Genomic DNA, 14,567 nt, shown 5'->3' with positions numbered 1-14,567 from the left:
AAAACACCCCGCGTGGCGTCAACGTCGATGGCACTGGGCTTGCACCCGCTCATTCCAGCGGCAGCAGTTGGATGGCGTCGACGATGACGTGGCCATCGGTCTCGTGATTGTTGATCTCGACCTCGGCGCGGCCGGCCGGGAAGTCAAACTTGCCGACGGTGGCAAACGCACCGTGATCTGGTTTGCGTCTTTGATTGACTTTCGAATTCACCGAGTCTCCCCCGGTGCGGACGATGACGGGAACGTTGGTGGCCCGATTGGCATTGGGCGAGTAAGCGAGTCGCAACTCGTATCGGCCTGCGTTCTTGATCATCACCGGAAAACGAATGCTTTGGTGCCCCTTGTCCGTATCGCCGTCGTGACGATAACCGACGGCGACAAAGGGACCGACCACCTGACTGGTGGCGTGAAAGCCTGTTCGTTCGGCGGCTTCGTCATCAACGACGATTCCCGGCAGCGACTTGGGGTCGACCGACGCCGCCGTTTTTCGCACCGGGCCGGTCCAAATCAAGACCTGTCCGTCGGCCATGAGACGTTCCTTGAGTCCGTCGTAGTCGATCGCTTGAACCGCGACACCGGCATCGATCGCTTGCATCGCGGCCGTCGCCGACGACTGGCCGAGGACCATGAACACCGGTTCCATCCGGATCGAACCGAACGCGATGTGTGTGGCGCTCAAACAGACGGGGACGAGAATGTTTTCGCAATGCCCGGCCTTGGGCGTTAACGAGCCATAGTCGATGGCGTAGGGAGAAAATCCACCGACTTGGACGTCCCCTTCGTTTCGGGCGTGTCCTTCGGCGTCGACATAACGCTGGACGTTGTGGGAATCCATGGTGTAGGCGGCCAGCCCGACCGGGGCTTCGGCAACATCGCGGCCTTGACAATGATGTTGCGTCATCACGATTGCCCCGATCATCCGTCTCGCTTCACGGATGTAAAGCTGCTGCTGCCAGCCGTCTTCTCGCCCGAATTCGTCGCGGCACATTCCCCAACGAGCGACGTTGCTTCGGATGTGTTCGGGCACTCGCGGATGATTCGCCAGCGTCCACATCAACCCCTGTTGATAGTCGCGGTGGCGCCGAATGATCGTTTCACGCTCGGCATCGCTGGCTTCCGGATAATCGTAGTTCTGGCCAATGAAATCCGTTGAGAATCCGGTCCGGTTGTTGGTGTCTGTTTTGCGATTGGGCATGCTGGAATTGATCCACGGCATCCCCCGCTCGCCGGCCTCGAAATTGCGCAGCAACAATTCATAGTCCAGTGGATCGTAGCGTTCGGGTTTCGCGAACGGGATGCGGTTTTGGGGGTGATCGGTCAAACACATGCGAAAGCAGAAGGCTTGAACGCGGTGATCCCCACTCCCTTCTTCGCCCGGTCCGTCGGCGTCGATGCCGGGCAGTAATCCACTGGTTGCGTCGCCTGGAATCACGTACGCATCGACACCCGGCACGATTTGATGGTGCTTGGCCTGGCGGGTCTGAACGCCGTTCAAGGTCTCGTCATAGTCCGCGTTGCTTTCGCGTCCGACGGTGTACGGGACGCCGGCACCGGCCAACAAGTCGCCTTCGTACGTCGCGTCGATAAAGATACGTCCTCGGTAGGTCTGCCCGCTTTCGGTTCGGATCGACACGATCCGTTTGCCGTCAAGCGTCACGCCCTGCACCCGACTGGTGGAATCTGAGAGCGGCGTGCGATCGAGTCGCTGGTTGTAGATCACCGGGAGGTCGTACTCGCGGACAAAGTCCTGCATGATCGAGAGCGCCGCCGACGGTTCGAACGTCCACATCGTGTCTTCGCCCGAGCCCGTTCGTGACTGACCGCTATCACGGTATTCATCGGGCCGCTGCCACTTCCAGTGCTCCGGTTGCTCGTAGTACTTTCGCACCCGTTGATAGAACTCGCGTGCAATGCCGCCGATGGCCGCCTTGTTCCCGATGTCGGTTTGACCGAGCCCGCCGGTGGTCAGACCTCCGATCCGTGTACCCGGTTCGATGACGACCACCGATCCACCCATGCGTTTGACTTGGACCGCGGCGGCGATCCCCGCCGAGGTGCCACCGTAGATCACGACATCATGGACCGTGTCATCGGCGGCATGGACCGTGACCGACGGGATGCCGAGGCACAAGGTCATGATCAAGGCGACCGTTAGCGGGAAGAGAGCACGATTCATCATTGATGTATTCTTGGAAGAAACTGAAGGTGTCTGGCTGCCGTAGGGCATGCTGTGCATGCCAATCAAAACTGGCTGCCGTAGGGCATGCTGTGCATGCCAATCAAAACGTAACGCATGCTGTGCATGCCGATCATAACGTAACGCATGCTGTGCATGCCTATGAGCCGTCAGGCACAGCCTGACCTACGCCTGCATCAAAGTTACTGCGAAACCTGTTCGAGCAGCTCCAGCAGTGTTTGTCGCACTTGCGGTTCGGCATCGGCTGCCAGATAGCTGGACTTGGCACGCCAGGTTTCGTAACCGCCCCAGGTGTGTTGTTCCGGAGTCGGCAGGTAGCCGTTGTATCCGTTGGCCAGTTCGATGGTGAAAGTCGGTTTCAAGGGGCTTTGTTTTTTGATCGCCAAGCCTGTTTCGACGAACGTTTCACAGGGGCTGCTGACGATCCCCAACTCACCGATCCGGATCGCTTGAAGCTTGACAGAGACGGTATCGGGGTACTTGGCCAAATCCAACGTTTCGTTGGCATAGATCAACCGGCGGTCTCGCCACGGGCCCGGTCCGGCTTCGGCGATCAGTTCCTCGGCGCGGGCCAATTCCTCAGCGTCGGGGCGGCGCACCCCGAGTTCGATTTCGGTTTCACGCATTTTCAACGGCACCCAATCCAGATACTCGATTCGTTGATACGCGACGCGTGCGGATGCCGCGACATCGGCGGCGACCAGACGGATCTGTTCGAAGGGCTGTTGACGTGCGGCCCCTTCGAAGAAGTTGATGTTGTTGATGTCACCGCTGGTTCCGTTGGTCATGGCGGCGACAAACGCGGGCTTCGTGTCGTCGGCGTCGATCGATCGAGAGAACTGGCGAGCAAATTCGCCGAAGTAATCCGCCGAAAGCGAGTTGGCTGGCACGCCGCCGACGTAGTGCAGCGAGTAGTTGGCCCACATCGCGATCGGGCGACCGTCGACGGCCTGGACCGCCAAGACCGGGACTTGCGGATCGATCGGGCCGGCCGGTTGCAGCAGGCTCTTGCTGTTCGCGGCGGGATTCATCCGGACCTTGTCCGTGCCGCGATCGAACGGATCGGCAAGCGGGTTTCCGGGACGCAGGAACCAGCGGCGATTGAACACCTGTCGCGGATTGTTGCCGATCGCCCAACCCACCCGTGCCGGTTCTAATTGCGAATGGGCTTGGATGATGCCTTCAGCGATCCGCTGCGTAAGAAACTCGAGGTAGTCCTCTTGGACGATGCTTTGAAAGGTGGGCGTCGCCGTCACCGCGGTGTGCGTGTGGGTGGCCGAGCAAAGGATGTGATCGGTTTCAATGCCGGTCGCTTCGGACGCCCGCTGCTTGGCCGCGTCGTAGATCTCGCGCGGAATCATGCAGCTGTCGCAGGTCACCAATGCGATCGTCGTTTGGCCGTTGTCCAGCACCAGACACCGTGCGTGCAGCGGGTCATGTGCCTTGTCGGCCATCCGATGCGTCATGCTGCCGGCCGAACTGACGGGGAACTTGGTCGGAGTGATGTCGATCGCGAACGCACCGGCGCGAAGCAACTTGCCGGGCGGCTCGGCGACGGTCATGCCGCTGAAAAATAGACTCAGTGAACCAACGACTGCGACGGCGAAATGCAGCCTGAAACGAAGCGACGAATACATGGATGAATGCTTCCGTGGGAGGTGCCGTTGCGACGGCAGGCGGGAATGGTGAGCAACGGGTATGGGTGGTGGGCGATTCCAACGGACATGCTATCTGCTCCACTCGGCCGAAGCAACTTCATCGCGGTCCAGGTCGGTCATGGGACCAATGGGACACATAGGACGTATGGGGCCCCTCTGTCCTATTGGTCCTATCGATCGCGGGACCCTTGTCCTTGTTCCAAGGCGGTGCCTTGGAACGAGTTTTGTGCTGATCGGTCAATCTGCACTCGTCGGATCAGACCGCAACAGCGCGATCAGGTCGGCGACGTCTTGAGGCGAAAGTTCTTTTTCCAACCCATCGGGCATCAGCGATTTTCCCGATGCCCGCAACTCTTCAATTTCCGATCTCAGGATCGTTTCCCGTTTACCTTCGCCCGACAACAGGGTGATGCTACTGCCGGTCTCGGTGCCCAGCAATCCATTTCGGACGCGACCGTCATCGCTCAGCACGATGTACGTCAGGTAACGTGCTTCCACCGCGGCACTGGGGTCCAAAATGTTCGAGAGCAGCACGTGGGGACGTTTGTCGGTGATCGAAGCCAGGTTGGGTCCGACTTCGTGGCCGACGTTTCCGAGTCGATGACAGGCGGCACAGCTTTTGGCAAACACCTTCTTTCCCCGTTCCAAGTCACCGGCCAACGTCAACGCGTTTTGGTAGTCGTCGATCACCTTTCTACGGTCCGGGCTGGTCGAAGACGCGAAGGCTTCCGTCCAGCCGGATTGAAGCGTCTTGTCCTTGGTCGCTAACAGCCGTTCGCGGATCGCAGGACCGATTTCGCCACTGGAAAGTTTTCCCGCACGCACCGCCGCCAACAGCGCCGAACTCCACGCCGCGCGACCGGACAGGACGTCGAGTACACGTGACCGCAGCGCCGGACCGTAGGACGGCCAGCCGGACAGCAAGACCTGCCCAATTTGCGGATCGGATTCATTGGCCAATCGATCCACCACCGCCAGCTGCAACTCCACCGTCGATTGCGGCACCAGTAATTCCGCGAGCAGTCGCATGTCATGGGGGTAAACGTCAGGTTGTCGTAACAACAAACGCAACGCACTGTCGACCGAGGGGGGCAATTTCCCTGACGCTTCGGAAACCACGCTCCGTGCCTGTTGGATCGATCCGGCAATCAACTGTTGCTGAGCATCGGAGAGCTGTGTGACGGAAAACTTGCGTTTTCCTAAACCATCGAGCAGTTCGGCCAACCCGGACAGCTGCCATGGTTCAGGGGGCAAGTCTGACCGTCCCGCGAGGCTGGCGACGGTTTGGCCGATTGCGTCTGCATCCCCCATGGCCGCGACCTGCGCGAACAACTGTTGTTGCAAGGGGTGGTCGCTTCGGTGGCGCGCCGCTGAATCGGACGCGATCGTCATGAAGGCATTCAGCACATCGGTGAGGTTGCGATCACTCAGCGAACTCATCACGTTGGCAACGATGTACGCATCATCCGCTGATTGCCACGCCAGACTTGCGAGTGCTTGGGACGCGAGCGGGTCCTCGTATGTCCCCAGCGTAGCCGCCAGCTGTAATCGCACCTTTGCGTCCTCGTCGTCGACCAGCGACGCCAACGTCTGGACTTCGACCAGATGGCTGGCAGCCAACCGCACGGCTTGGCGGCGGACGGCCGGATGCGGGTCATGCAACGCCGTCTGCAACACTTCGGCGTTCAACGCCTGCATCCCATCGAGCGTGCACAGGGCTTGCAGTCGCTGGCGTGGACGGTCGTCGGCGATTGCCATCGATCGAAGATGCGGAACCGCTGTCGTGTCCTTCGTGCGAACCAGAGTGCGCTGAGCCACGTCTCGCTGCCAGCCGTTCGAGCTGGCCAAGGCACGCAGCAAGCCTTCACTCGAATCGTCGATCTTTGGAATTGCCGGATTCTTGCCGGAGGGTAAGACGCGATAGATCCGACCTTGGTTTTCTCCGAGCCGATAATACGGTCTCAGCTCATCTTTTCCGTTTTGAGGCAGCCACTGGGGATGTTCAATCATGTAGCGATACATGTCGACGACCCAGAGCGCGCCGTCCGGTCCGGTGCGAACCATCACCGGCCGGCACCAGCGGTCTTCACTGGCAAAGAAATCAACGGCATCCTCGGCTGGGTCTCGGTGGAAGTCGAAGCTGACGCCGTCTTCGGTGATGATGTTGTGTTGAACCAAGTTGTGAAACGGCTCGCAGGTAAATGCGTGCTGCTCGTCGTCGGTTTGCGGAAACAGTACGTCGTCGCGATAGATCATTGCCGAACAGGCTGACGTGAAGCGTCCGGATTGGTTGAAGCTGTGAAAACGCTTTTGCAGTTGTGCGGCGGGAAACACCGGTGGGTTGACCGGCGTGACGACCAGATGCTTCGGATCCGGCGGTGCGAAGTGCGGATTGCGACGGATGTCTTCATCGGCCAAGACGTAGTGCCAGAGCGGGCGACTGTTTTGCACACCGAACCAGTTTCCCCAGTCGTCTCGGTTGCGTCCGTATTGCGAGGGGCCGCTCTGTGGATCGATCTCTCCGCTGTCAGGCCGAATGCGGAAATCGCGGCTGCCGATTTGATGACTCTCGCCCGTGATCACGGACGAGATTTGGTTGCCTTTGCCGTACCCCGCATGATGGCTGCCGCTGGCGCAATGGACCCAGTTGTCCAACCCCCAGCGTAACCCGTTGACGCGCAGCTGCTGGTTGCCTTCCAGGAACCCATTGAAGACCGTCCGCTTGACGTCGGCTTTGCCATCCCCGTTGCTGTCTTCCAGATACAGGATCTCCGGTGCGGCGGTAATCAGAACGCCGTTGCCCCAGACCAGAATGCCGTTCGGGAAGCTGAGTTGATCGGCGAACAACGTGGATGTTTCGTAGTACCCGTCCGCATCCCGGTCTTCCAAGACGCGAATCCGGCCGCCCGGTTTGCCCTGCCCATCGATGCCCAGTGGATAGTCGGCCATTTCCACGACCCACAGTTTGCCATCGCGTCCCCAGTCGATCGCAACCGGATCCTTCAGCTGGGGTTCGCTGGCGACCAACTGGATGCGATAACCCTCGCGAACATGAATCTTTTCCAGGGAATCGGCCGCCGCGGTCGGCGTCGGTTCCGATTCCTGCTGGGCGTTCGTGGTGGTATTTTCAACCGGAGTCGATGGCACGCCGGCGGCGACGAAATGAGATTTGGCTTCTTCCGATGTGATCGCCCGGTCGTACACCGCCACCTCGTCGATCATGCCTTCGAGATTGGCGAAGTTGTCATTGCGACCACCGATTTGAAATTCTCCGCAACCGTCGGGATAGGTCTTGGGAAGCCGATCATCGATTTCTATCTCGCCGTTTAAAAAGACCTTTACGTTAGCTCCCTGTCGCGTCATCACCACATGGTGCCAGCCACCGGGGACAAGCAATGTCTTGCCGGTCACCGATTCCCCGCGTTCGTTACCGTTGAACACCAGCAAGCGTCCCGTGGAAGTATGCGTCCCGCCGAGTCCCAGGTTGTCACCGGGGGCACCGTTGGCTCCGTCGACGCCTCGCGTGAAGAGATAGGCGGTGATCGGGCGGTTGGTGATCGGAAGCTCATTTCGGAACCAGAATTCAACGCTGTAGTCCTCGTCCAGCTTCGAAACTTCCGCCAAGACCCTGCCGCCGGAAAAATTCGGCGTCGCAGTGCCAGGTTTGCGGGGGCCGGCATTGGGCTCGTAACGCGCGTGGTTGCCGCCCATTTCGTCACGGGCAGAGTGGCGGTCGGCGTCATGCAAACGCCAATAGGCGAGCGGTTGCGAAGTTCGAACCACTTCGGCGTACCGTTTCAGCGAATCGTCGTTTGACGGTTTTTCGCTTTGAATGAACGGCCGTCGAGGACGCGCCGGAGGTTGCATTCCGGAGGTGCGATACAAACCGCTCCTTTCGTCCGCGGAAAGAGTTCGCGCGAACAAGGCAATGTCGTCGAGCTTGCCGTCGAATCGGCCGAAGGAGAACTCCTCTGCTCGTGAGCTGTCCTTTGCCGGGTGTTGCAGTTCCAATTCAGGCTTTGAATTGCCGTCCAAGAAGACCTTGACCGACTCGTCATCACGCACCCACGTGACGTGATGCCATGCTTGATTCGACAAAGGTGTTGCAGCCACGTGCTGTGTCGATCCGTCGTCGAATGCCAGCAAAGTCATACCCCGATCGTCGCTGATGATCGATAACGATTCAATCGATTCGTCGCGGCCACGCGAAAACAGCGTTCCCGATTGGCGATGTCCATCGGCCGGCAAACCGTTCCAAAACCACATCGACACGCTGTAGGGATTCGGCAGCGAGTTCACGGTGGCTTCTAAAGAGCCGCCGGCAAAGTAGACGCTGCGGTTGCCCGTTTCGTCAAAACCGCCGCCGCTCGGTCCCGGCAGGTAGAGTGCGACACCGCCCTGGAACGTCGCGTGATGATTTCCCGTCGCATCGGTCGCGCGGTCGACCACCATGTCGCCCAAACGCCAGTACGCCGCGGGCTCGGCACTGAGGATCGCGCGGGAATACGCGTTCGGCGGATCGACCAGCGGGCGTCGCTTCTTTTTCGAGACGGATTCCAACAGCGACAGCACGCGGTCGACGATCTTTGGTTCCGCATCGATTTCCAATCCAGCCGTTCGTGCCGGCCAGGTTGTGTATCCGCCCAAACGATGCTGCTCGGGCGGCGGAATGTAACCTTCGGCGCCGTTGGCCAGTTCCAAGTTAAATGTGTCGCCGAGCGGACTTTGCTGTTTTAGTTTTAACCCCGTGATTCCGTAGACTTCGTTCGGCAGCGCCGTGATGCCCAGGTCGCCGATCCGTACGGCTTGCAGAACCACTTCTGTTTCCGGATTCTCGTCAATCCACTGCGCTTGTTGCGCGTAGACTTCCGGGCGATCTTTGGGTGGACGCTCACCCCGTTGTTCGTTGAGTGTCTTGGCCCACGCCTGGCGTTGGGCGTCGGGACCTCGTCTGCGGAGTTTCATCCGTGATTCGGCCATCGCGATCGTCAGATCCGACCGATGCTCGATTTGTTTCCACGCCACCAAGGTCTTTTCGGCGATCTTTTGGGCGTAGTCTTTTCGATCCACGCGCTGTTGCGGTTTGGCGTAGTTCATCCAATGCAGATCGCCGCTGGTCCCTTGCGACATGATGCCGACGAAGGTGTGATCTGATGCGTCATCGGTTTGGGCGATTTGCGATTCCAGCAAATCGGCGACTTCACCGAAGTAGTCCGCCGAGAACCCGGAACTGCTGCCGAAGTAGTGCATCGAATAATTCGCCAGGACACAGATCGGCGAGTCGTCTTGGGCGGAAACGACACTCAGTACGGACAGTTGGTGATCGACGGGGCCGGCCGGACTGACGTAATCGGGATTCAAGTAACCCGGATGCATCATGGCCCGCACCGTCGGTTCGCCGAAAGGATCGGTTCGAATCCGATCACTGCGGGTGATCCAGCGACGACAATTGGTGTGTTCTTCCGCGTCCACGGACGTCCAGCCGAGTTTTGCCGGTCGCAGGTTCCGATGCGCGGACACGATCGCCTGGGCGATTTGCGGCACGACGAACTCGACATACGCTTCATCGCGACCGCTGCCCAGGCAGTACGACATCACCGAAGGGGCCGAATGGGTGTGGGTGGCGCTGATCAGGATGCGTTGGGTCGGAAGCGAAATCTCATCGGCCACCTTCGCTTTGATGGCTTCGCAAATTTCGGTGGGGAGCATGCACGAATCGACGATTGCCATCGCGATGGTTTCTTTGCCATCGGACAACACCAGGCAGCGGGCGTGCAGCGGATCGTCGACACGATTCCATTCGGCTTGCAAGAACCCGCCGTTGCGAATCGCCGGCAGGGTGCGGGGGGAGATATCCACCGATGCCGCTCCGGCTTGCAATCCACCGGCCCGCACGGGGGCGTCGGCGAGCGTTAGGGCGGCGAGGGAAGCGAGGAACAACCAACACACGAAGCCGTATTGATTCATGAAATTCACTCTCGGAAATGATCGTTTGTCAAAACAGGAATCGACTTTCAGACTGTCCATTCCGCATTCGTTCAGTCGTGATCGTTCGATCGCATACGATTTGTACCGGTGCGCCGCTTGAGCGGTACGCGTCCTTCGACGCGATTGATTCGGTCGACTTGCCGAGCGAAGGGAGACACTGATGGAACGGCGGTTGGTTAACGTTCGAAGCGGACCTTGGCGAGGTAGATGTTCGTTTTGCCTTCGTGTGACGAATAGTAGCTGATCCACAGCATCTCATCATGCCAGACCAGACCTGCGTAACTGGTGTCTCCGCCCGATGGCAGTTTGAGTGCTTCGGTCAGCGTGCCGTTCTCGGGATCGAGCCAACAGAGTGACGTACGGACGGGCGAATCGTACAGACGGACGACGGCGACGAAACGACCGTCGGGCAGCTGCATCATGTCGGGACCGCCGATCCGCACACCCAGGCTCTTCCAGTCCCAATGCGTGTACGGGGGACGCGATGTACCGAGGTTGCCTGAATTGGGCTTTCCGTCTTGCCGCAACAAGCAGTACGCCGTGTCGTCGGGAAGAAAAACGATGGACGTTTCGTTGGGGTACGTGCCTTCGACGTCAACGTTTTCGATCAGTGTTTCAAAGGTCTTTCCGTCGGAGCCCTTGAACAGCCGCAGGCATCGATCGCCTTTGCCGCAACCGTAGCCGAAACCGTACGCATTGCCCTTGTGCCAAGTGATCCGCCAGAGCCAGTTGTCTTGGTCACCGACCGCGGTTGGGGGACTCCAGTTGGTGCCGTCGTCGGAAAACCAGACCAGCGATTGATGGTGTCTGCCCTCCGGCGTGTCGGCCGCTCCGGCGCCGGCGAGCATCAGCCGGCCATCGGGAGTGACGGTGATTTTGGCATCGCGCAGATCGTAGTTTTTCGACGTGACCAGTGCCGCGGACTTCCAGTTTTCACCGTCCGGCGACGTCAGAACTCGCAACGCACCGTCAGGAGAGACGTGTTTTTGACCCTCGCGAAAAACGCAGTACCAACGCTCGTTGAACCGTACCAAATCGGTGAAGGCGTTGTGTGGAGCCGCGTCCCAAATACGCTGCGCGTCGACGAGAACGGGCTTGGGAAGGTCGTCAGCGGCCAACAGCGAGACGGGTAGGAAAAGCAATGCAAAGAGGGAAGAGGCACGGTTCATGATGCATGTCCTGGGTGGGCCTGGGAGGGTGGGGGCGTGCATTCTAACGAAACGGGACAGCGATGGGGGGAAGCGGACCTGACGAGCCCCGGCTGCCATCCCAACGTTGCCTCCGTCGTCCTGCTCTGCCATCCAAGCCGTCCCCGGCCACCAGCCTCCTAAACCCTCTTCAGAAAATTCAAACCGAAGCGGCCATAGTCTTGTCCATCGACATCGCCATCGCCGTCGGAATCCATGAAGGGGTCGTAATTCGGATCGCCTGACCGGCTGAGGAAAGCCTGGCCAAAGCGTCCATAGTCCTGGCCATCGACGTCGCGGTCGCCGTCGGTATCACCATAGAATCGAAAGAACTGATCGAGTGAATCTTGGCCGAATTGATAAGGTGCGGTCATTTCGCCCGCAGTTGCCGCACGCACATTGCCGGCGGTGATCTCCAGTCGATAGTTCCCGTCGGCCAAGGAATTCTCGAATCGTCCTGAGCCGCTGCGTGGCACCGTTGAATCGCCGGCAAAGGTGAGGGTCGCAATCGTCTTGCCAAGCCCAAGATCGTCCACGGCCGATACATGGATCACACCGACACGTTGCAACTGATCGAGATTAACCAGGTCGAACGCATCGCTCAGCAAGCCATGGTCCAAGATCGTATTGAACTGAATCGTCAACGACGTGATCTGAGACCGGTTGTTCGTTCCATCGTTGACCGTAATTTGCTGGACGCCGGGCATCACCGTGATCGCACCGTCGACCGGATCGTTGGCGTTGTTGGTCGGCGACGGAACCAGCAACAACTCCTGGACGTTTGCGTTGGTCGCGTTGGTCGTTGTTCGGCTGATCGTGTCAACGAAATTGGCCCTCAAATTGATGGTCGAAGCGCCGATTACGGCGTCACGCTTGACCGTCATGTCGAACACCAGCAGCGACCCGGTGGTCCCGTCGGGCAGCAGCGGCGTGCTCGCGGCCGTGGACATCGTGACCCGGATCATCCCCGGACGTTGGACACTGACGGCTGGATCACTGAATCCGGAATCCTGGACCAAGTCTCCCAGGCGGAAATTTGCCACGTCGAATTGGTCCGGGTCAAACTCGATCACCAAGTCGACACTGCTGAGCGTGATGCCGTCGCTTTCGGTCACGGTCAACATCACGGGGGTCGCGACGGTCGTCGTCGGTGAGGCCTTCAGGTCGGTCGGGATGAAGATCAGCGGATCAGGGCCGTCGGCGGCTTGCGGTGTGATGCCACTGGGGATCGGTGGCACCACGTCGACCGGAATGCCGATGATCACGCGTTGCAGCAACGTCGCGTCGCCACCGGATAAGTCGCCGCTGTGGTTGAGGTCCGCGATCACTTGAGGGTCGGCAAGTTTGTAGTCGGCAAACCCCGAAGCGCTACCCACGACGACGCGCTGAAGCAGGGTGACGTCGCCACCGGTGTACGAACCGCTGGCGTTGTGGTCGCCGGTATAAGCCGCGATGTGCAATCCATCATCGTCGCGAGTCGGACGCAGTGCAGGCAGCGGCGCACGATCGCGGACTTCGATGGCTCGTACGTCCAAAACCTGTTTAGCGGTATAGGGTGCGGAGGCGGGAATGGATGCAGCGAATCGCCCGAGTTCCATCAACCCCTCCTCGGCGGCAAACTCGTTCGGACTGCTGACCGTCACGCGTGCCACTCCGGGGCTGACTAGATGGAACGCAGCGACCGCGCCGGCGATGTCGGTGTTAAACCCGCTCAGAGTCAACAGGCTCGGATCAAACGCCAGTTCAAAGTCGACACTGGAAACATCATGCCCGGTGCTCAGCGTCACAGGGATTCCGGAATCGGCGTTGCCTGGCAGATTGACCGTTTGGCCGGCACCGCGGGCGAATTCGGGGATTCCGATCGTCACGTCATTGGCCGCCGGCGTCGCGATCACAAAGCCGCGACTGAACTGATCCCCTGCGGTTCCGTCTTCGTTGCCGTCGAGCAGCGCGCCCTGGTCGTCCTTGAAACCGTCCGCTGCACTGCGCAAGGTGACGGTGTAGTGGTCCGGTTCCAAGGGGCCGCCGGTGCGGACAAAGGTCACGCTGCGCCCGGCTTCATCGATCACCAGCGATCCACGCACGATTCCCGTTGCAGCACCTTGTACGACGACATCCGCTGCCCCCAGGGATTGGTCAAAGCCGTCGTACAAATTCAAGTCAGCATCATCGAGCGGGCGATTGAAGTGCGCGACAAAGCCGTTGTGGTTGGCCATAAAGTGCGTGACCACCAGCGTGGGCGTCGCTTGATGATTGCCAAAATCAATCCGGTCGGCCACCTCGTCTTCGCCAAGATGCACCAGATGCGACTGATCGTTCGCGGTGCTGGTAAATGTGAATTGGTCCACCACACCGCCGCTGAACACGATTCGCGAAATCGAATCGGTCGGATCGAGTGTGACAAAGTTCGCAGGATCGGCGTTGACCGTCGCCAGCCGGCTGGTGACCTGTCCCAGAACGGTCCCGTCCACACCGTAGGCCGTCGCCGTTGCGGCGGTGGGTCCGGCATGAACGAAGAAGAACCGCGTCGAATCGATGGGGCGGTTGAATTCCACGCTCCCCTCCGTGTCGTTGATTTCGTAAGCGAACAGCCCTGACGCATTCAGTGCCGGCATGCCCGTGTTGAGAACGGTTCCGCCGGCGAAACGTGCCCCGGCAAAACTGAAATCGGTCACGCCGGGAAGCGTGATCCCCGACTCCGGCCCCGTCGCATCAAATTCGATCGTGTTCGACACCGCCGCCGCGATCGGAAAGGTCTGTTGGAATCCCGTCGGCACGACTTCGCGAATGACATGACTTCCTTCGATCAGGTCGATGATCGTGTACCGGCCGGTTTCATCCACGTCGGTCGTCGATGGGTTGTCCGCCGATGAGATCGCAAAGGGTTCGCCGACGTCGTACTGTCCGTCATGGTCCACGTCGACGTACATTCGGACGCCCCCGATTCCCGGTTCGCCGGCGTCGCGTCGTCCGTTGTTGTTCAAATCGTTGAACTTGGTTCCGGTGACTTCCGCGAAACCGGCTCGCGGAGATGGCAGCGCCGGCATGAAGACGGCGAGCGGACGAGCGGCATCGTCGACCTGGTGGAGGATTTTGGCGTCGATTTGCTCCGGAGTCGTCGTGCCCCAGAAGTTGTAGCGCAAATCGACTTCCCCATTCGGATCGCCCACGAGCACGATGCCGTTGTTGCTGGAGGGAAGGTTGCTGAAGTCATTGATGCGAATGTCTGTTCGGGCCGCCGCGTCGATTTGAATCGGACTGTAGAACTCATTGCGGTTCAACGTGATTTCGGCACTCGGATCGACGATAATTTGGTTCCACGCGAAAGTTGAGCGTTCTGCAACGAATTCTCCTCCGATGTGAATTCGAGTGTGATCGGTTTGGTTGCTTACACCTAATCGCAAGAAGTCCGTGTGCATGACATTCAAGGTGCCCGAGTTACGGACCAAGATCCCTGACGTGTTGCCGTTCGCACCGTCCTCGATCGTGACGGAATCGGCATTGTCGAATTTCAATGCACCGTCAACGATCAACTGC

The 14,567-nt window shown here is 59.5% G+C and carries 5 protein-coding genes; all 5 read right to left on the bottom strand.

Translation table 11 applies throughout. From position 1 onward, the window contains the following. Positions 1-49 precede the first annotated feature (49 nt). Entirely contained in the window at positions 50-2,179 is a 2,130-nt protein-coding gene (locus NZK35_RS17455) for an FAD-dependent oxidoreductase (protein WP_259633816.1), read from the bottom strand. Positions 2,180-2,379: 200 nt separating this feature from the next. Continuing rightward, the gene (locus tag NZK35_RS17450) at positions 2,380-3,834 is read right to left on the bottom strand and encodes a neutral/alkaline non-lysosomal ceramidase N-terminal domain-containing protein (protein ID WP_259633815.1); all 1,455 of its coding nucleotides are present in this window, start codon (positions 3,832-3,834) and stop codon (positions 2,380-2,382) included. Positions 3,835-4,092: 258 nt separating this feature from the next. After that, complete coding sequence (locus tag NZK35_RS17445) at positions 4,093-9,822, bottom strand: neutral/alkaline non-lysosomal ceramidase N-terminal domain-containing protein (protein WP_259633814.1); 5,730 nt, start codon at positions 9,820-9,822, stop codon at positions 4,093-4,095. 197 nt (positions 9,823-10,019) lie between these two features. Beyond that, positions 10,020-11,012: a sialidase family protein gene (locus NZK35_RS17440; RefSeq protein WP_259633813.1), complete on the bottom strand. Its 993-nt coding sequence runs from the start codon at positions 11,010-11,012 to the stop codon at positions 10,020-10,022. A 158-nt stretch (positions 11,013-11,170) separates the two neighbouring features. Further along, the gene (locus NZK35_RS17435) at positions 11,171-14,311 is read right to left on the bottom strand and encodes a cohesin domain-containing protein (protein WP_259633812.1); all 3,141 of its coding nucleotides are present in this window, start codon (positions 14,309-14,311) and stop codon (positions 11,171-11,173) included. Between the last annotated feature and the right edge of the window lie 256 nt (positions 14,312-14,567).

This window comes from Stieleria sedimenti (assembly GCF_025060895.1).
Classification (GTDB): domain Bacteria; phylum Planctomycetota; class Planctomycetia; order Pirellulales; family Pirellulaceae; genus Stieleria; species Stieleria sedimenti.
This window is presented reverse-complemented; position numbering and strand designations above follow the sequence as displayed.